The organism is Nannocystis sp. RBIL2, from assembly GCF_026626745.1.
In the GTDB taxonomy this organism is placed as follows: domain Bacteria; phylum Myxococcota_A; class Polyangia; order Nannocystales; family Nannocystaceae; genus Nannocystis.
The window spans coordinates 1,989,381-2,008,004 of sequence record NZ_JAPNJW010000001.1; the positions used below are offsets into that span (position 1 = coordinate 1,989,381).

The following is an 18,624-nucleotide window of genomic DNA, read 5'->3' on the forward strand; positions in this document are numbered from 1 at the left end:
GGCTCACATCGGCGGCATGACGCCGCAGTCGTCGACCTCGCTCGGGACGCAGCCTTCGCAGTCCCAGCGGAAGTTGTCGAGGAGCGCGGTGCTCGTGTAGTACGAGTCGCCCATGTCGGTGATGAAGAAGCCGATCGTGATGTCGGCGCCGGGCTGGACGCCGCCCTTGGCGGTGAACCAGTCGGAGCACGCGTGCTGCTCGAAGCCGGTGCCCTGCAGCTGCGGCTCGGCGTAGGTGTAGCCCGGGCCGTCGTAGTACGGGTCGAGCGCGGTGATCGTCAGCGGCAGGCCCTTGGTCTGGTCGTTCGGGTCGGGGATGAACGTGACGTTGCCGGTGTAGGGCTGGACCGGCGGGTTCGAGTTCGGGTCGGCCGGCGTGGGGTCGACCTGCCAGGCGACCAGGAGGTCGTTGAACGAGGTGTCGACGAAGGTCGGCCACTCGCCCGAGCAGAACACGAAGTCGAAGGTGTAGCCGAAGGTGCCGGCCGGGACCTTGGTCTTGAACGTGAACCACAGCTTGTCGTTCGGGTCGGCGTCGGCGATGTCGAACCACTGGTGCTGCAGCGTGTCCGAGCAGTCGTTGATGCCGTCGCAGTCCTTGAACGGCATGCCGCCGCTGCCGTTCATGGGCACCATCGGCGCCGGCATCGTGTCGGGGAGGTCGGGGTTTTGGTTGCTGCCGACGAAGCCGGACTGCGAGTTCGGCGGCTGGGTGACGACGCCGTTGCCGTTGGGCGCCGAGATCGTGCCGGTGCTGATGATCAGCATGGTGTCGCCTTCACGCGGGCTGTAGAGCAGCTTGTTCGGCGTGACGGGGTCCATGTCGTGATCGTACGTGTAGGAGCCGAAGCCCTTGGCGATCTGCCACGACGCGTTGTCGGTCGCGTTGAAGCTCCAGTCGGTGATCTGGATCGAGTTGGCGGGGCTGTCGTTGCAGATGCCGATCGCCTTGTGCGCCTGGGTCTTGTCGGCCTTGTCGGCCAGGTTCAGGGCGTCGTCGCAGACGACGTAGTCGGCCGGGGCGTTGCACGAGGCCGGGAAGAACGGGGTGCAGTCGTTCTTGCAGAAGTCGCCGGGGCCGCCGTCGACGTCGTTGCCGTCGTCGCACTGCTCGTCGCCTTCCTCGACGCCGTTGCCGCACTCCGGGGGCGTCGGCGTGCAGTCGGGCTCGCAGCCGTCGCCCGGCTCCTGGTTGCCGTCGTCGCACATCTCCGGCTCCTGGACGGTGCCGTCGCCGCACTCCGGCTCCGGGGTGGCGATCTGACAGTCGGCGCTGCACTCGTCGCCGTCCTCGGTGTTGCCGTCGTCGCACACCTCGCCCTGCTCGATCTGGTTGTTGCCGCACTGCGGCGTCGGCACGCAGCTCGGCTCACAGCCGTCGCCCTCGACGTCATTGCCGTCGTCGCACTCCTCGCCGCCCTCGACCTCGCCGTTGCCGCACACCGGGTCCGGCGTGCCCGTCGTGTCCGGGAGGGTGGTGCCGTCGGTGTCGGTGACGCCCGCGGTGGTGTCGGTGGTCGCCACCGTGGTGGAGTCCCCCGAATCCGAGTCCGTGCCGGCCGAATCGGTGGTCGTCGGCGCCGACGCCGACTCCGACGCCTGCGTCTGGGTCGTCGTCGGCGTCCCGCTGTCGTCCGTGGTCGCCTCGGAGGCGCTCCCGCCGTCGGTGGCGGTGCCAGTCACGTTGTCGCCGTCGTCGCCGCACGCCGCCAGCAACAAGGTGCTCAGTCCAATGCTCAGGGTTCGAGTCGTCATTCGGCTGTTCCTCATGGGTAATCCTTGTGGGGTCCGTCGATCGCGCGGTGGCCGCGATCGCGCATGCAACCCCCACGGTACCGCACAGGATCTGCGGGGTCGGTCGCCCCCGAGAGACGAGACTCACAGGCCACAACGAGGTCACGATGTGCGCCGTTCCACGCTGCGAGGCCGCGAGCGGGCGACGGAATCCTCGTCTTCTGGCGCGATTCCCCCCGCGGGGCGCACACGCGGCATTCGTCTGTTGACCCCGATTCAAGGACATCGGACAAACCCCGATATTAATAATCGGTGCCGGGCCTGCGCCGCCGTCCGGCCTTTCGCCGTGAGAATTTTCGAGCCGTGGGGTGATTCGCGCGATCCCCGTCGGAGGGGTCCGTCGAACCGGCGCGAAAACGAGCACGGCTAGCGCCGCGGCCGCCGCGCCGAAGAATCACTGCATCCGCGTGGTGCCATGATTTTCCGCCGCCGCCGGCACGCCGCGGCTCGCGTCCCGCTGACGTCATTCGCGCCCCGGCCCCGCCGTGCTCCCGCCCCGAGCCGGGGCGAGCCCGGCCCCGGGCGAAATGGCGTGACATGTCCGCTCGAACAGATCACGGCGACGCGGCGACGCGCGCCGGGCCTCGGCCACCGGTCGCGGCGCGACCTACTGCTTCTGGCACAGGTTCCACTCGGAGTTGACGCACAGCTTGCCGCCGTTCATGCCGGCGTTGGTCGCCTCGACGTCCTGGCACACCCAGTTGGTGCCGTCGATGCAGGCCTCGCCGACCTGCTTGTCGCCGCTCGAGCAGGCCGCGATGCAGATGCACTCGCCGGTGTCGGCGAACTTGATGTACGTGCCGTCGGCGCAGTTCTTCGGCACGTCCGGGTCGTCGCAGGCCTGGCCGAGGCTGGGATCGCCGGAGAACGGCACCGAACCGAGCGAGAAGTCGCCGTAGCAGGCCTCGCCGCCGGTCGTGGTCGGCGTGCTGTCGCTGGTGGCGTTGGTGTCGTTGGTGTCGCCGCTGGTGTCGCCGCTCGGGTTGCCGGTCGGGCTCCCGCTCGGGTCCCCGCTCGGGTCCCCGCCGGTCTCGCTCTCCTCGGTGGTGCCGGTGGTCGAGTCGTCCGGTTCGCCACAGGCGGGCGCGAGCAGCAGCGCGGCGAGGGTCGTGGTGCGGAGGACGGTGGAGCTGTAAATCGTGGGCATTGGTTCGTCTCGCTACCGAGATGCCGGCCGAACCGCGCCGTCGCAGCGGTCGCACGCTTCGGCTCTTGCGCGAGCTCACATGCCTCCGCGCGCGGCGACGCTCCCCGGGCGAGCCGACCCCCGCTTGGGTCCGGAGTGCATGACAGTGACAGCGTCAACCGGATCGAAAAATCGACACACCTCGGCGTACGGAGGCCCCCACGATTCCCACGAGCTCCCCGCCGACGTGCATGACGGAGCCGGCGAAAAGCGGAACGAAGAATCGCCGCGGACTGTCGTGCGAATTGCCGATCGCCGAATATCGCAGCAGCGCGCCTTCGAACCTTCGGCGATGATATGGTCATTGTCGCCTGAATCAAATCGGGCGCGTGACAACCCACCGATAGGAAGAATGGACCATGAGCACCATCATCTCGCGTGACATCGTCGCCCACGACCTCCGCAGCGCGCTGCACGACAAGCTCGACCCGGCGAAGCTGGACGAGGCGTGCCGGAAGATCTGCGCGACCTCGACCTCGTACTCGGCCAACGGCAGCGTGGCGAGCTTCATCTTCTACCTGCAGTTCCAGGTCAACATCACCACCTCGGGCGGCAAGACGTTCAACGGCAAGGCCGGCGGCGCCAGCACCCCCGGCGGCGGCGCCCTGTTCGGCGACGTCTACACCGACAACCTCGACCTGCTGTACCGCGCGACCCAGAGCTTCCAGTTCACCGGGACCCCGGTCTACTTCAGCCTGGTGTTCTTCGACGGCAGCAGCAACGTCCTCGGCAACTTCCAGTCCGGCGCGGTCTCCATCGTCAGCGGCATCGGCGGCGGCACCGGCTCCTGGTCGTAGCCCCGGCTCCCGACCACGCGCGCGACGCTCCCCGGTCGCCCGGGGCCCGGCCTCGGGCACGACGACCGCTGCGCGGGCGCGTCGCCGCGTGCACTCGATGCATCGAATCAAACGACCGCGGCGAGGGTCCGCGGCGACTCACCGTGTTGCCAATCATCTGCAAGGAGACAGGACCATGAACAGCACCCTCTCGCGCGGCTCCGTCGCGCAGGATCTCCGCCGCGCCCTGCAGGGCGCGCTCGCCCCGGCGCAGCTCGACGCGCTTTGCCGGCTCGTGAGCGAGGCCTCGGACGAACACCCGGCCTACGGCCAAGTCACGCCCTGCGTCTGCGTCCGGATCGCCGCGCCCGCCGGCAAGACCTTCCGCAGCGAGCCGGGCCCGTGCGAATTCGACGGCCCGCCGGCCAACGGCCAGGTCTACACCGACGACCTCGACCTGCTGTACCGCACCACCCGGAACTATCAGTATACCGCGACTCCGGTCTATGTCAGCGTCGTGTTCTTCGACGACAGCGGCGGGGTCCTGGGCGTCTTTCAGGGCGCCGCCCCCTCCATCATCAGCGGGATCGGGGGCGGCGTCGGCTCCTGGTCGTAGCCGCAGGGCGCGTCACAGGAACCGCGCGAACTCGGTCGTCCGCGTACACGCCTCGCCGGCGACCCAATCGGGCAGGCGCAGCGAGACGAAGCAATCGTCCTTGCCGAGGAAGCGGAAGTCGCCGCGGGGGTCGCCGCGGACCGCGACGCCCTCGACGACGTCGTCGTCGGCGTTGAACACCGGCGATCCGGAATTGATCTCGTAGGCGTCGAGGTCGGCGTCGAAATAGGCGGACGCCGAGTTCTCGTGCACCCGCGCCCCGCCGACGTACTTCTCGGGCAGGCCGCAGGGATACCCCAACATGTACAGCCGCGCGCGGTCCGCCACCTTGCCGTGGTGGCGGACCGCGGCGATCGGCCGCCCGCGGGCGGATCGATCCAGCATGATCAGCCCCCAGTCGGGCCCGTGCGCCGTATATGCGCGGTGGAGGATCCGGCGCGGGAAATAGACGTCGCCGGCGTCGATCTCGGTGCACGCACGCTCGGGGCCCAGCATCTGAAAGCCGAACACGAACGCGACCAGCGGCTCGTGATCGGGCCCCCACAGGCGCGACTCGACCGCGAGATGGCCGGCGGTCGCCAGCACGTCCTCGGTGACCAGAAACCCCGTCCCGACGGCGGCCGTCGGCTGGCGATAGAACCGCACCCACGGGCACATCTGCAGGCTCGGGCCGTACACTTGCGTGGCGAGTACGAAGCGCGAGCCCTGGCGCTGCAGCGCCGCCACCGGCACGAACGCGGCCGCCGTGGCGGCCGCCCGCCTGCGAGCCGCCGAATGCAGGGTATAGATGTCGCGTCGATTGTCACGACCGTAGATCGTCAGCGGTCCGCCGGGGTCGCCGCCCCCGCGGAATTCGAGCCGCCGCGCGAGCGCCAGCACCTGCGCGTCGTCGGCCCGCGCGAGCGCCTCGCGGGTGAGGGGGTCCGGCGCAGGGAGCCCCTGATCGGCTTCCGGCCGGCGCGCGCGCTGACGGGCGTCGAGCTCGCGCACGAGCTCCTCATATGAGAATGTCGCGGGATCGGCGATCGCGTTCATCGAGTTCCTCCCGGGCGCGGCCCGAAGCGCTCATGCGGCGACGTACGATTGGCCAGGATCACGGCGACGGGACGACCTGCTCGCGCAGCGCCTCGGCCCACGCGTCGATATGCGACAGCGTGGTGGACACGAGGACCGGATCGGTCTCGACCTCGCGGATCGCCTGCTCGAGCTGTCGCTTGGCGGCCCGGATCCGGCCGCGCGCCGTCTCCTCGGAGACCTGCAGGAAGCGGCCCAGCTCGACGCCGGTGAAACGCTCCCAGTAGTAGAGCTCGAGCACGATCTGCGACGCGAGCGGGATCTTGCGCAGCGCTCGCAGGAGGACGTTCTCCTCCGCGCGCGCGGCCAACCACGTGCTCGGACCCGGGGCCAGATCGGCGACGCTGAGTGCGTCGATGTCGACCGGCTCGCGGCCGCGATGGCGGCCGCGAAAGTGTTCGCGCAGCACGTTGCGTGCCGCCGAAAACAGGTATGCGCGGAAGGGAGCGTCGGCGTGAAAGCGTTCGCGGCCGGCGGCGCAGGCCATGAACGTGCGCTGAACGAGGTCTTCGGCCTCGTCGCCGGTCTTGTTGCGAAAGAAGCGATAGATCGCGGCGAAGTGGCGGCCGAACAGGACGTTCCCTGCGGCCCGATCGCCGGCGCGCCAGGCCTCGAGGAGTTCGCTATCGCGCGGCGTCGACACGCGGCTGTTCTACCACAGAAGTCCCCGCTCGCGCCGAATCGAGTGTACGCTGAACTCGCGTCCGGCGTCGCCGCGGGCGCGGAGGACCCATGAGTGATGATTGTCCGACACAGCCCTATTCGTCCGCATCGGCCACGCTCTACTACAACGCCGAGGGGCTGACGTATACCGGCGCGGGCACCAGCGGCACATACGTGTGCGAGGCCGAGTTCACGTACAATGGCGCGTCCGTGCAGATCGTCCTTCAGCCGCGCACGCCGGACGTGCTGCCGCTCGACGAATCGTTGGTGACGGTGCGGCGGAGCCCGGGCACCCCGGTCAATGATTGGAATCCTTGCGTCGGTTCCACCGTCACGCTCACCTTCCCCGTGCCGGGCAGCCCGACGTCTCAGTCGTACTTCTGGGAGTTCGTCGGCCAGAGCCAGCCGACGCCGCTCAAGCTCAAGGTCAAGGTCAAGCCGCCACCGCCGCTGCAGTGACCACGCTCGCTCCCGGTCCGCGCTCCTCCCTCATCGGCGACGATCCCCGCGACCTCGCAGGCGACCTCGCCGCCGAGGCCGCGCGTCGACGGCTCCAGGCGCAGCTGTTCGGCGTGCCGGAGGACCCGGTATTCCTCGGGCGCTTCCGCGTCGTCCGCCTCCTCGGTCAGGGCGGCATGGGTCGCGTCTACGCGGCCGAAGACCACCAGCTCGAGCGCCTGGTCGCCGTCAAGGTCATCCGCCCCGACAGCGCCGCGCGGGCCTCGGGCGAGCGCGACCGGCTGCTGCGAGAGGCCCGCGCGCTCGCCCGACTGTCGCATCCGAACGTGGTCCAGGTCTACGAGGTCGGCGAACACGAGCAGGACATCTTCGTCGCCATGGAGCACGTCTCCGGGCTGACCGTCGACCGCTGGCTGGCAGCCGGACCGCGCACGCTCGCCGAGGTGCTCGACGTCTTCATCGCCGCCGGGCGCGGGCTGGCCGCGGCCCACCGCGCGAGCATCACCCACCGCGACTTCAAGCCCAACAACGTGATCGTCGGCGACGACGGCCGCGTCCGGATCCTCGACTTCGGCCTCGCCCGACCGCTCGGCGACGCCGCCGCGACGCACTCGTCGGGGCGCGCCGCCGTGACCAGCTCCGCCGCCGGGACGCCGGGGTACATGTCCCCCGAGCAGCGCGCCGGTCGGGCCGACGCGCGCAGCGATCAGTTCTCGTTCTGCGTCGCGCTGGCCGAGGCGATCGATGGCCGCGCGCCGCCCGGTCCGGCGCCCAAGTGGCTGCAGCGCGCGCTCGGCCGCGGGACGGCCGTCGATCCGGAGCGACGATTCGCGGCGATGGAGCCGCTGCTCGCCGCCCTCGCCCGCGGCCGCGACGGCCCGCGTCGCCGCCTCCGCATCGCCCTCGCCGGGGCTGCGATCGCCGCAGCGGTCGCCGCCGGCGCGCTCGTCACGGCCCCGTCGCCGCCGTGCGCCGGGCTGGGCGCGCCGCTCGTCGCTCTGTGGTCACAGGACCGAAGGGACAGGATCGCGGGCGCGCTGGCCGGCCTGCCCGGGGCCGACGCGTCGGCCCAGGCGCAGCGGGTGCTCGCCGGCCTCGACGACTGGGCCCGCCGCTGGCACCGCGCGCGCATCGACGCCTGCGAGGCCACGCGGGTCCGCGGCGAGCAGTCCGAGCAATGGCTCGACCGCAGCGCGGCCTGCCTCGACCGCGGCCTGCAGCGCTTCTCCGAGCTGACCGCGCTGCTCTCCCGGCCCGATCCGGCCCAGCTCGCCGCCGCGCCGGAGCTGCTGGCCGCGCTGCCCGACCCTGCCGGCTGTCACGACCGCGAGGCGCTGGAACGTGACCCGCACGCGGCCGCAGCCGGACCGCGGGTCGCCGACTTGCGACGCGGCCTCGACCTCGCCCATTTCCTGCAGCTCGCGCACCGCGGGCCCGCGGCGCTGGTCCGGGCGCAACATGTCCTCGAGGACAGCCATACCGCAGGCGAGCCTGCGCTCGCGGCCGAGGCGCGGCTCCGCATCGGCGTGATCCACAGCCGACTGTTCCACGACCCCGAGCACGCCGCCGCGGCCCTGCACGACGCCCACGCCCGCGCGGTCGCGGCGGACCGGCACGACCTGGTGTGGGCGATCTGGAACGAGCTCGCGCGCGTCGAGGCGTTCGATCGCGAGGACCCGGCGCGCGCGCGCCTGTGGCTCACCAACGCCCGCAGCGCCCGCGCCGACGCCGGCCCCGACGCACGCATCGACGCCGCGTTGCGCGAGACCGAGGCCCTCGTCGCGCTCGCCGAGTCCGACCCGGAGGCGGCCGTCCGGAGCGCCCGCGAGGCCGTCGCGCTGCGCCGTCCCGACGACCCCGAGCGCCTGACCTCGCGCATGCTCCTCGGCAACGCGACCGCCGAGGCGGGCCGCCTGGACGAAGCCGCCGCCCTGCTCGGCGCCTGCGTCGACGAGGCGCGCGTCGAACGGGGCCGCGACAGCCCGGCGGTGGCGTGGCTCGAGCACAGCCTCGCGCGCGTCCAGCTCGCCCGCGGGGAGCTCGCCGAGGGCACCTCGCTACTGCAGCACGCCCGCGGGATCTTGCTCGCCATCGACGGCCCGACCGGTTTTCGCGTCGCCACCATCGACCTCCTCCTCGCCCGCGCCGCCGCGGCCGCCCGCGACTTCGAGGCCGCGATCGTGTCCGCCGAGGCGGCGCTCGCCGGGCTCGAGGCCGCGTTCGGCCCGGCGTACTCCGATCGGCTCACCGCGCTCGCGGAGCTGGCCGAGCTCTACCGGCTGACCGAGCGCCACGCCGACGCGCTGCGCGTGAACCGGCGCCTGCTGGCCGTCGCCGACGCCCACGGCCTCGACCTCGACCTCCCGGGGCTGCTCGTCAACATCGGCGACTACCTGTGCCTGCTGGGCCGTTGCGGTGAAGCTTTGCCGTACTACGCGCGCCTGGCCGCGACGCTCGCCGAGCACCCGCCCGAAGATCCCGGCCTCCTCGCCTATTCGTTGCAGGGCATCGCCCGGGCCCACCTCGCTGCCGGTGCGCCGTCGCAGGCGCTCCCCTTGCTCGAGGAGGCCCACCGCAAGTTGCGAGCGCACCCTGCCACGTCGCCGGCGATCGCCGCGCAGACCGCTCGCCTGCTCGCGCAGTGTCTGCGATCGCTCGGCCGCGAGCCCCGGCGGGTCCGCGCGCTGGAAGCCGAGGCCCGCACGCTCGAGCCGCGACAGGCCGAGCGAGCGGCGTTCGCTCCCGGCAACCCGGGCTGACACGCAGGCCGGCAGCAATCGGATCGCACCAGGGCCCTCGCCGACGCGACATCCCGCGGGTGATGTATTCGCCGGGCCCCGGCCGCTGTCCGCGCCGCTCCCTGCTGCATTTGCGGCTGCGGGTGCGTCCCGGCGCCGCACCCGGGTCCGCCCCCCGGGCCGCCGTGCTAGCGTTCCCCGCATATGGCCGGCTCGCCTTCTTTTTTGAAAAAACACTGTGCCCGCTGCGCGTGCGACGTCGCGGTCGAATATCAAAACTCCGCCGCCGCGCGCCGCTGGTGGCGGCTGTACTTCCTGATCCCGATATTCTTGCTGCCCGCCTCGCCGTTCCTCGCCTCCGATTATGTCATCTGCCTGCCGCTGATGATGTCGTACATGGTCGGCATGGGCCCGGTGCTGTCGATCGTCCGCGAGGTGCCGGCCTGCGCCGAGTGTGGCGCGCTGATCCTCGCCGAGGAACAAGGCGGCGCCGCTGCGCGTACACGCGCCCCATGCGTGCCCTGATCTTCGCCCTGACGCTGGTCGCCTGCAGCGGCGGCCACGACTCGCGCCCCTCGACCGCCCCCGAGCCCTCGCGGGCCCCGATCGCCCTGACCTACCTCGGCGTCGCCGGCTGGCAGCTCGACGCCGGCCCGACCACCATCCTGGTCGACCCCTACTTCTCGCGGCCCGACCTCGACGGCCCGGTGGTGCCCGACCCCGCCGCCATCGCCGCCCACGCTCCCGGGCGCGCCGACGCGATCGTCATCGGTCACTCGCACGTCGACCACGTCCTCGACGCCCCTGCGGTCGCGGCCGCCACCGGCGCGCAGCTCATCGGCAGCGAGAGCACCGCCCGCCTCGCGCGCGCCAGCGGCCTGCCGGACAGCAAGATCGTCGCCGTCCACGGCCGCGAGCGGATCGCCGGCGACGGCTGGTCGGTGCAGGTCGTGCCGAGCCTCCACTCGAAGATCGGCGAGCAACACCTCGGCGGCGAGATCGCCGCCGAACCGCAGCTGCCGATGCGCTTCGCCGACTACGCCGAGGGCGGCACGTTCGCCTATCTCGTCGAGGTCGCCGGCCGCCGCGTCCTGTTCCTCGGCACCGCCAACTTCATCGAGTCCGAGGTCGCCGGCCTGCGCCCCGACATCGCAGTGATCGCCACCGGCCTGCGCGAGAAGGTCGACGATTACACCTGCCGCCTCATGCGCGCGCTGGGCCAGCCGCCGCTCGTCTACACCAACCACTTCGACGACTGGCAGGCCCCGCCCGTCGACGAGCCCGCCGACGACGACCTCCAGGCCTTCGTCGCCGAGGTGAAGCGCTGCGCGCCCGCGACCCGGGTGGTGATCCCGCGCCACTTCGAGCGCATGGAAGTGCCGTGATCACGGCCAATCACGCCGCCCGCGATTCATGCCACCTGTCCGAAAGGACATCTCAAAGCCCGCGGGCGAAGCGATCGATCCGCCGCAGCGCCTCGGCCAGCTCGTCTTCGTCCTTGACCGCAGTGAAGCGCACGTAGCCCGCGGACCGCGGCCCGAACGCGCTCCCGGGCACTGCAGCGACCTGCTCCTCGCGCAGCAGCCGGCGGCAGAACTCGTCCCCGCCGAGCCCCGTCCCGCGGACGTCGACCCACGCGTAGAAGCCGGCCTCGACCGGCTCGACGCGCAGCCCCGGGACCTCCGCCAGGTCGCGGGTGAAGCCGACCACGCGGCGCTCCCAGGTCGCCCACATGCCCTTCATCCGCGCCTCCCCGGCGGCCTCCAGCGCCGCGCTCGCCGCGTGCTGCGCGATCGAGCTCGCGCAGGTCGAGAGGTGCTGCTGCGCCTTCACCATGCGCGCGATCAGGTGCTCCGGCCCGTAGGCGTGGCCGATCCGCCAGCCGCCCATCGCGTGGCTCTTGGTCAAACTCATCAGGCCGATCGTCCGCTCGCGCATCCCCGGCAGCGACGCGATCGCGGTGTGCCGGCGCCCGCCCCACGCCACCGATTCGTACACCTCGTCGGCGATCACGATGCAATCATGGGCGCGGGCCAACCGCGCCAGCGGCCCCAAGTCCTCGGGCCGGTGGACCACCCCCGCGGGATTGTGCGGACTGCAGACAATGATCGCCCGCGTCTTCCGCCCGATCGCCGCCGCCAGCGCTTCTTCCTTCATGCACCAGCGCCGCCCCGGATCGACCGCCACCCGCACGGGCGTGCCGCCGAGCAGCGAGACGGTCGGCGCGTAGCTGACGAAGCACGGATCTTCGACGATCACCTCGGCGCCGCGCTCCAGCACCGCCAGCAGCGCGAGCATCAGGCCCTGCTTGCAGCCGGCGGTGGCCACCACCTCGGACGCGGGGTTGACCCGCAATCCGTGGACCCGCAGCAGCCGCTCCGCGATCACGTGCAAGTACGACGGCACCCCGCGCGCCGGCGCCTGATGCGTGTGGCCGGCGAGCATCGCCGCGACTGCCGCCTCGACGATGAACGCCGGCGTCGGCTCCGGGGCGCGCCCGGCCGACAGATCGATCACCGGTTCGCCGTCGGCCCGCCGGGCCGCCGCCGCGTCGGCGATCGCCACAGTCGCCGAGGCCTCGACCGCGTCGATCGCCCTCATCGCCGGCCCCGCTCCTCGCGCCCGTCCAGGTACGCGTACGCGCGCTCGAGCAGCAGCGCGGGGTACTGCGAATAATTGGCGGCGGTCTGCGGCAGGCGCTCGGCGACCTGCGCCGGGTTGCCCTCGAGGATCTCCCCGTTCGGGCGGATCGTATGACCGATCGACCACATGAATTCGACCAGCGGCCGGTCCGTGCCCGGCATCCTGAGCACCTCCGACCACTCCCACGTGTTGCTGAAGCCGCCGGTCGGCATGCCGATCGTGTGACCGAGCTCGTTGTCGACGATCGTGGCCGCGAACTGGTCGAGGTGCGAACCGCCGCCGGGGCCGAAGAAGCACACCAGCGGGCCCGAGAAGTGGACCGGGGCCGGCTTCACCACCCCGTCCGAGTCGGCCGGCAGGTGCGCCAGCTTGAACGGCACCGCCTCGCTGAAGCTGCGCCCCGCCCTGAGCGCCGGGATCACCGAGCCCTCGAGCCACGCCAGCAGCCGGACCCCGCCGTCGTCGCTCTCGAACACCCCCGCGTCGCTCGGCCCGCCGGCCACGATCTCCGCCCGCTTCTGGTCGACGAATGGCACCACCACGTCGCTCAGGCGAATGTTGCCGAGCGTGGTCTTGAACGGCCGGCTCGTCATGCGCTGGATCGCGTACACCCCGAGCGAGCCGCCGCGCGAGCCGGTCGCGTCGACGATCAGCGCGTGCTCGAGCAGCCGCTCCTTCTCCGCGTACGCCATCAAGCGCTCGACGTCGGCCACCAGGGTGCGCCGAAACCCCAGCCAGCGCAGCAGCACCGCCTTGCGCCCGTTCGTCGGCCGGAACAACTCGTAGGTCTCGGTCGCGAACTCGAGCGTCATGCCCGGGTACTCGGGCCGCTTCGGCCCCGCCCAGCGCAGCTGCTCGGGCGGCAGCCACGGCAACGTCACCTCGTAGGTCGAGCCGTCGCCGGCCCGCAGCTCGTAGGTCACCCGCTCGCCGAACCGCTCGGGCGGCAGCTGCCCGCTGCGCACGCCCAGCTGGGCCGCCACGTGCCACCAGAAGTTCTCGCGCGTCGAATAGGGGTAGTACGGCTCGACGCCCGCCACGTACTCGGCGAGCGGCCGGCCATCGACCGCCACCACCGAATCGCCGCGCCGCGGCACTCGCGAGGTTGCGCCGCCGGCGAAGAACGACTCGTCGAGGTCGGCCACGAACAGCGAGTATTCGCGCTGGCCGTAGTCGACCGCGAAGCGCAGCGGTACCTCGGCCCGCTCGTTCCAGCCCGGCACCACCAGGCCGCCGTCGACCGGCCGGACCTTGAGGTGGCGATCCTTGCGCGCGTTGCTGATCTTGACCAGCGCGTAGAACAGCGCGACGTCCGTGTTCGCCGCCAGCAGCTCCGGCGCGAACGCCTCCATGCCGACGCGCACGTCGAGCGCGAGCCGCTGATTCTTGACCGGCGAGAACGCCTCGCGCCGCGCCGTCTTGTCCCAGATCTCCGCGAACAGGCGCGCCCGCTGCTCCGCCGTCCCGAGCGGCCCCACCGCGGCCGCCGGCTCGTTCGCGGGCGCTGAAGCGGTGGGCGTCACGGTCGCGGTCCTCTCAGGTTTGCACGCCGGCGCGACGAGACCGAGGACGACCGCCGCGATTGCGAGGCATCGTGTCATGTCGAGTGCGATGATAGGCGCAGCGAGCGAACGCGCGGCAACCGCCACTTTCTCGCGTCGCCGCAATCGCGGCGCAATGCCACCACCCGGCGGTCGCGCCGCCGCGCCTCCCTGCGGCGAGCGGCCATAAGGCGAGCCCTGCGCCGCTGTCCGGCGCCCGCTCCGCGCAATCATGCGTCCCTGGCCGTCGGGGATCTCCACGCGCGCCGCTCCCTCTTGACGCCGCGCGCCCGCGCTGCTTCGAGTCCGAGACGTCGTCTCGCCGAAGCCACCTCGCAATCCGCCGACCACGGGTGGCAGTCGGCCCCGCCTTTTCGCCTGCAGAACCCCCGCGGCCACCCGCTACGAGCCTCCCCCGCGTCGTGATACCCTGCCGGCGTGAGCGACCCGACCTCGCACCCCGGCATCGTCCTCGTCCCTCGCGCGGCGCAACGACGCGTGCGATGGAAGAACGACGGCGGCTGGACCACCGAGCTCGCGGTGCAGCCCGAGGGCGCCAGCGAGTTCGACTGGCGGGTCAGCGTCGCCGAGGTCGACGCCGACTGCACCTTCTCGCACTTCCCCGGCGTCGACCGCAGCATCCTCGTGCTCGCGGGCGCCGGCTTCGACCTCCACGTCGACGGCGAGGCCCCGGCGCACCTGCGCCTCGGCGGCCCCGCCCACGCCTTCTCCGGCGATCGCGGCGCGACCTGCACCCTCGTCGGCGGCCCCACCCGCGACTTCAACGTCATGTCCCGCCGCGGCCGCATCGATCACGTCCTCACGCGCTCGCAGGCGCCGACGACCCGCGAGCGCCGCCCCGGCCTGACCTGGGTGGCCTACGTCGCCGAGGGCGAGGCCACGATCGCCGGCCTCACCGCGACCACCGGCGATTGTGTCATTTTAAAAGATGTCCCCGGGGACATGTCCCCCGTCGCCCTCGCCGGCGACCTCGTGCTCGTCCGCCTCGAACACGCGTGAGCCTTCACAGCTTCGTCACGGTCACCGCGCGGATGCTGTACTGGCTGTGCTGCGTCGAGTCGGAGTCGAACGCGAAGTTATAGCCCCACTTGCCGACGAACTGCGGATCGGCGATGTCCCAGGTCGCGGTGACCCAGTCCTCGCCCTCCGGGATCGTGTACCAGGCGCCCGTCGAATTGTAGCCGCCGACCGCCTCGTACTTGAGGTTGAAGCCGGCCGACTGGGCGCCGTTGCGGCGCAGCACCGCCTCGATGCGGATCGGCGCCGTATCGTAGGACATGAAGTTGGGGTCGACCGTGAACGACTGCGCGGGGCGGCTGCCGATGTCGCGCGCCGGCACCCCGTCGATCGTCACCAGCTCGGCCTTGCCGAGCGGGTGCAGGCCGCTGTCGCCGTCGGCCGCCGAATAGGTGATCGCCGGGGCGGCCGTGAAGTCGCCGCCCCACGGGAACGGCTGGGTGCGGTTGGCGATCGCCTCCGCCAGCGATGCCTCGGCCACGCCGACGAACAGCATCGGCGCCCCGGTCAATGCATGCACCGTCCCCTCGGAAGCCTCGCCGGTGCGCGGGTCGACGATCTGCACCGGCGCCAGGAACGTCAGGTCGACAGTCAACCCCGGCCGCGCCCACGCGACCATCGTCGGGCCATCGTCGGTGGCGAACACGAAGCCGTGGTATTGCCCGTCCGGCACCAGCCAGCCGCGGTATTTGGGGAGCGCTCCGAGCCGCGCGACCAGGGTCGTCATCGCGGTGTACGACAGCCGCGGCTCGTCGTCGCCGGTGAGGAGCCCGAACGGCCCCGAATCGCCGTCGCGGCCCTCGAACCAGTGGACCCGCGTCACCCCCTGCGCGATCGCCATCGTGTACGCCTTTATTAAAGTGTTCGCCTGCTGCTCCGGCGTGATCTCGGCAGTCACCGGTTGCCCGATCTCCGTAAACCACACCGGCGCCGCAGCCTTGCCCGGGTCGCGCGCCGCCAGCATCTTGCGCAGCGTCGGCACGATGCTCATGTATTCCGCCTCCCAGCCGTCCTCCACGAGGTCGAGGATCTCGTACGGGTGCACCGTGACGTAATCGAAGTGGCCCGCAGCGCCGGCGAGGATCGTCTGCTCGAGCCAGTTGACGTGGTTGCTCTGGGCCGCGAGGCCGACCTGCACCGCCGGGTCGACCGCCTTGACCGCGTCGTAGGCGGCCTGCACGATCGTCGCGTAGGCGGCCGGCGACTTGTTCTCGGTGAAGTTCGGCGGCTCGTTCCACACCTCCCAGTGGTATACGCGGCCGAGCGTCTTGCCGAGCAGCGTGGTGATGAAGTCCGTCCAGCCCGGCAGGTCGTCGACCGGGAACGTCCCCGGCGACTGCTTTGAATAGTAGAGGATCCCCGCGACCTGCCAGCCGTTGGCCTCGGCGGTGTCGAGCCGCGCCTCCGGGTTGCTGTTGTCGATCCCGCGCAACCACGTCACGCCGGTCGCTGCGATCGGCGCGGCCCACACGTCGAGGATCTGCGACGACGAGTGCGAGCTGGCGATGCCCCACGGGCTCTCGACCGGATCGACGAAGCCTCCCGTGTCTTCCCCGGTCGAGGTGCTCTCGCTGTCGGTCCCCGTCGCCGCCGCGGACGTCGCCGTCGACGGATCGGTCGAAGTCGTCGGCCCTCCGCTGCTCGTGGATTGCGTGCCCGTCGTCGGCCCGCCGTCGCTCGCGCCCGTGCCCATGCTCGTGCTCGCCGGTCCTCCCGTCGCCCCCGTGTCCCCGCCGGCGTCGACGCAGCTCGTGAGGGCACACAGGAGCCAGGGAGCGAGGCGGAGCGCGTACGGGGCCGACATGCGGCGATGGTGACCAACACGACGGGTCGCGTCCACCGTCGACGATCGCGGAGCCGTCGCCCATCTTCCCAGCTCCCGCGAATTGCCGCGCGGCACCCGGGCGAGCTCACGTCATTGGCCACACGAGGCCCCGGCGCCCCATGATGGCACACGAGGACCGCCGGACGCTCCCCGACGCGCCTGGCATGAATCCACCGAGCCGCATCCGCGCGCCACCGGTGCGCGGCTTTCGAGTAGATGTCTCTCGGGACATGTCGATCGACACGCCGCGCTCGCCTGCTGGCGCACCCCGCTCGCGGTGCAGCGATCGCCTGCGTCGGCGGCGCGTTCGCTCACGGCCCCCTCCGACTCGCATGATTCGCCGCTCCGGTCCGCGTTGCGACTCCGCGCCCGGCCGCGTATCCTCGCGACCATGCGCGCTCCGCTCCTCGTCCTCACGCTCGCCGCCTGCAGCCGTCCGTCGACCCCGACCGGAGCCGCGCCGGAGCCGACTCCTGCCGCTTCTCCGGCGCCTGCGGGCGACGACGTGCTCGAGACCAGCGCCGGCCGCGTGCAGATCCACCCGGTCCACCACGGCACCGTGTACTTCACGATCGGCGACAAGGTGGTGTGGGTCGATCCGTGGTCCAAGGCCGACCTCACCGGGCCCAAGGCCGACCTCGTGCTGGTCACCGACATCCACCAGGATCACTTCGACGCCGCCGCGATCGCCAGCGTGCGCAAGGACGACGCCCTGGTGATCGCGCCGGCGGTCGTCGCCGAGAAGTTCGCCGGCGCGGTCGTCCTCGCCAACGGAGAGGCGCGCGACCTCGGCTTCGTCCGCGTCGAGGCGGTGCCGATGTACAACCTCGTGCGCGGCCCGGAGGAGGGCAAGCTGTTCCACGACAAGGGCCGCGGCAACGGCTACGTCCTGACTTTCGGCGAGCGCCGCGTCTACCTCTCGGGCGACACCGAGTGCACCCCCGAGATGAAGGCCCTGCGCGACATCGACGTGGCCTTCGTGTGCATGAACCTGCCCTACACGATGACCCCGGCCGAGGCCGCCGAGTGCGTCGCCGCCTTCAAGCCCAAGGTCCTCTACCCCTACCACTACCGCGATTCCAAGCTCGACGAGCTCGACGCCGGCCTGGCCGGCAGCGGCGTCGAGGTCCGCCGCCGCGACTGGTACTGAAGGCGAGCGCCGCCGTGCTCGGCGACGCTTCACGCGCGCGCTCGCATCAAACCCCGAGGCAGACCTCGAGCGCGTCCTCGCATTCCTCGTGGATGCTGCACATCGGGCAGTTGCACCCTTGACCGACGTCTTCCATCACCTGGTCCTGGCACGTCGAGAATGCCTCGACGCTCACCCCGGGGTAGCAGCCGGCGAGCGCGGCCTCGCAATCGCTGGCGACGCCGGGGTAGCAGCCGAGGAGCAGCAAGTGCCAGCAGTTGTTCCAGTCGAACGGATAGCCGCCCGCAGTGCACGTGCAGAACGTCTCGCCGCAGCCGGGCGCGCTCGAGTGCAGGCACACCGCGTCGAATTCCGCCGAACAAGCCTGGACGACGTCCGACGGCGCGAGCACCGGCGCGCCGATCGGGTAGCAGTTCGCGACCGCGTCGACGCACGCCGGCGTGACGTTCCAATTGCCCTGGCCGACGCAGGCGTCGACCATCGCGCCGAAGCAGGTCGGATGGTCGAGGCCGACGCACCCCTCGGGCAGCTCCTCCGGTCCGCCGCTGCCCGCGCTCGTCGTGCCCGCGCTCGTCGAACCTTCCCCCGCGCTCGTCGTGCCGACGCTCGTCGATCCTGCGCTCGTCGTGCCCTCGCCCGCGCTCGTCGAGCCAGCGCTCGCAGTGCCCTCGCCCGCGCTCGTCGTGCTCTCGCCCGCCGTGCTTTCACCGGCGCTCGTCGACTCCGACTCGCTACTGTCACCGCCGCCGGACGAGGTCTCGTCCTGCGGCAGCTTCGAGATCGTACAAGCAGCCATCGATAGGAGCCCCGCTGCCAGGGCCGACACCAAGTTACGCGAATGCATCATGTCTGCGATCCTTGCCGGCCCGCCGCCTCGCGTCAAGCGACAGACCATTCCGGCGCGAAGCGTCCGAGCACCCTGCTCCCGCCCCGGGCAGGCCCCGGAGCCGCGCTGCGGTCCGGCCTGACAGGCCGCGGCTCTCGCGTGCCAATCGCTCTTTTGCCGCAGGCCAGCGCCCCTCCGAGCTGCCCGGGCGAAACTGAGCTTCATGCCTGCGGTGTGCGCGACGCGTCGGGCGCCAGGACCGCGACACCCAAACATGCACACGAGGGCATGTCCA

16 protein-coding genes are annotated in these 18,624 nt (G+C 71.5%); 8 read left to right on the forward strand and 8 right to left on the reverse strand.

The window, feature by feature from the left end; all coding sequences use genetic code 11:
- Positions 1 to 3 precede the first annotated feature (3 nt).
- Both OV090_RS07830 and OV090_RS07835 read right to left on the reverse strand, forming a co-directional pair.
- Positions 4 to 1,755, reverse strand: coding sequence for a DUF4215 domain-containing protein (locus tag OV090_RS07830; protein ID WP_267702885.1), 1,752 nt, complete (start codon positions 1,753 to 1,755; stop codon positions 4 to 6).
- 646 nt (positions 1,756 to 2,401) lie between these two features.
- Complete coding sequence (locus OV090_RS07835; RefSeq protein WP_267702886.1) at positions 2,402 to 2,941, reverse strand: hypothetical protein; 540 nt, start codon at positions 2,939 to 2,941, stop codon at positions 2,402 to 2,404.
- Positions 2,942 to 3,339: 398 nt separating this feature from the next.
- Between OV090_RS07835 and OV090_RS07840 the strand changes: the two genes are divergently transcribed.
- Entirely contained in the window at positions 3,340 to 3,777 is a 438-nt protein-coding gene (locus OV090_RS07840) for a VapA/VapB family virulence-associated protein (protein WP_267702887.1), read from the forward strand.
- Positions 3,778 to 3,952: 175 nt separating this feature from the next.
- Positions 3,953 to 4,372, forward strand: coding sequence for a VapA/VapB family virulence-associated protein (locus OV090_RS07845; RefSeq protein WP_267702888.1), 420 nt, complete (start codon positions 3,953 to 3,955; stop codon positions 4,370 to 4,372).
- A 12-nt stretch (positions 4,373 to 4,384) separates the two neighbouring features.
- On the opposite strand, the gene OV090_RS07850 is transcribed toward OV090_RS07845, so the two are convergent.
- Positions 4,385 to 5,407, reverse strand: coding sequence for a trypsin-like peptidase domain-containing protein (locus OV090_RS07850; RefSeq protein WP_267702889.1), 1,023 nt, complete (start codon positions 5,405 to 5,407; stop codon positions 4,385 to 4,387).
- Positions 5,408 to 5,465: 58 nt separating this feature from the next.
- Complete coding sequence (locus tag OV090_RS07855; protein WP_267702890.1) at positions 5,466 to 6,089, reverse strand: sigma-70 family RNA polymerase sigma factor; 624 nt, start codon at positions 6,087 to 6,089, stop codon at positions 5,466 to 5,468.
- Between the two features lie 89 nt (positions 6,090 to 6,178).
- Here OV090_RS07855 and OV090_RS07860 point away from each other — a divergent pair, with 89 nt between their 5' ends.
- The 4 genes from OV090_RS07860 to OV090_RS07875 all read left to right on the forward strand — a co-directional run bounded on the left by OV090_RS07860 (position 6,179) and on the right by OV090_RS07875 (position 10,691).
- The gene (locus tag OV090_RS07860) at positions 6,179 to 6,568 is read left to right on the forward strand and encodes a hypothetical protein (RefSeq protein ID WP_267702891.1); all 390 of its coding nucleotides are present in this window, start codon (positions 6,179 to 6,181) and stop codon (positions 6,566 to 6,568) included.
- Positions 6,565 to 9,327: a serine/threonine-protein kinase gene (locus tag OV090_RS07865; RefSeq protein WP_267702892.1), complete on the forward strand. Its 2,763-nt coding sequence runs from the start codon at positions 6,565 to 6,567 to the stop codon at positions 9,325 to 9,327. Before OV090_RS07860 ends, OV090_RS07865 begins: the two co-directional genes overlap by 4 nt.
- Positions 9,328 to 9,510: 183 nt before the next feature.
- Positions 9,511 to 9,831 (forward strand): hypothetical protein, encoded by a 321-nt coding sequence (locus OV090_RS07870; RefSeq protein WP_267702893.1) that lies wholly within the window; start codon positions 9,511 to 9,513, stop codon positions 9,829 to 9,831.
- The gene (locus tag OV090_RS07875) at positions 9,819 to 10,691 is read left to right on the forward strand and encodes an MBL fold metallo-hydrolase (protein ID WP_267702894.1); all 873 of its coding nucleotides are present in this window, start codon (positions 9,819 to 9,821) and stop codon (positions 10,689 to 10,691) included. The genes OV090_RS07870 and OV090_RS07875 overlap by 13 nt, the downstream gene beginning before the upstream one ends.
- 52 nt (positions 10,692 to 10,743) lie before the next feature.
- Here the strand turns inward: OV090_RS07875 and OV090_RS07880 are convergent, their stop codons facing one another.
- Both OV090_RS07880 and OV090_RS07885 read right to left on the reverse strand, forming a co-directional pair.
- The gene (locus OV090_RS07880; RefSeq protein WP_267702895.1) at positions 10,744 to 11,907 is read right to left on the reverse strand and encodes an aminotransferase class I/II-fold pyridoxal phosphate-dependent enzyme; all 1,164 of its coding nucleotides are present in this window, start codon (positions 11,905 to 11,907) and stop codon (positions 10,744 to 10,746) included.
- Positions 11,904 to 13,472, reverse strand: coding sequence for a hypothetical protein (locus tag OV090_RS07885; RefSeq protein WP_267702896.1), 1,569 nt, complete (start codon positions 13,470 to 13,472; stop codon positions 11,904 to 11,906). The genes OV090_RS07880 and OV090_RS07885 overlap by 4 nt, the downstream gene beginning before the upstream one ends.
- A 456-nt stretch (positions 13,473 to 13,928) precedes the next feature.
- Here OV090_RS07885 and OV090_RS07890 point away from each other — a divergent pair, with 456 nt between their 5' ends.
- Complete coding sequence (locus OV090_RS07890; RefSeq protein ID WP_267702897.1) at positions 13,929 to 14,510, forward strand: HutD family protein; 582 nt, start codon at positions 13,929 to 13,931, stop codon at positions 14,508 to 14,510.
- A 4-nt stretch (positions 14,511 to 14,514) separates the two neighbouring features.
- Here the strand turns inward: OV090_RS07890 and OV090_RS07895 are convergent, their stop codons facing one another.
- The gene (locus OV090_RS07895; protein WP_267702898.1) at positions 14,515 to 16,332 is read right to left on the reverse strand and encodes a hypothetical protein; all 1,818 of its coding nucleotides are present in this window, start codon (positions 16,330 to 16,332) and stop codon (positions 14,515 to 14,517) included.
- 412 nt (positions 16,333 to 16,744) lie between these two features.
- On the opposite strand from OV090_RS07895, the gene OV090_RS07900 reads away from it, so the two are divergent.
- Positions 16,745 to 17,503, forward strand: coding sequence for an MBL fold metallo-hydrolase (locus tag OV090_RS07900; RefSeq protein ID WP_267702899.1), 759 nt, complete (start codon positions 16,745 to 16,747; stop codon positions 17,501 to 17,503).
- Positions 17,504 to 17,549: 46 nt separating this feature from the next.
- Here the strand turns inward: OV090_RS07900 and OV090_RS07905 are convergent, their stop codons facing one another.
- The gene (locus tag OV090_RS07905; RefSeq protein ID WP_267702901.1) at positions 17,550 to 18,299 is read right to left on the reverse strand and encodes a hypothetical protein; all 750 of its coding nucleotides are present in this window, start codon (positions 18,297 to 18,299) and stop codon (positions 17,550 to 17,552) included.
- Positions 18,300 to 18,624: the final 325 nt, after the last annotated feature.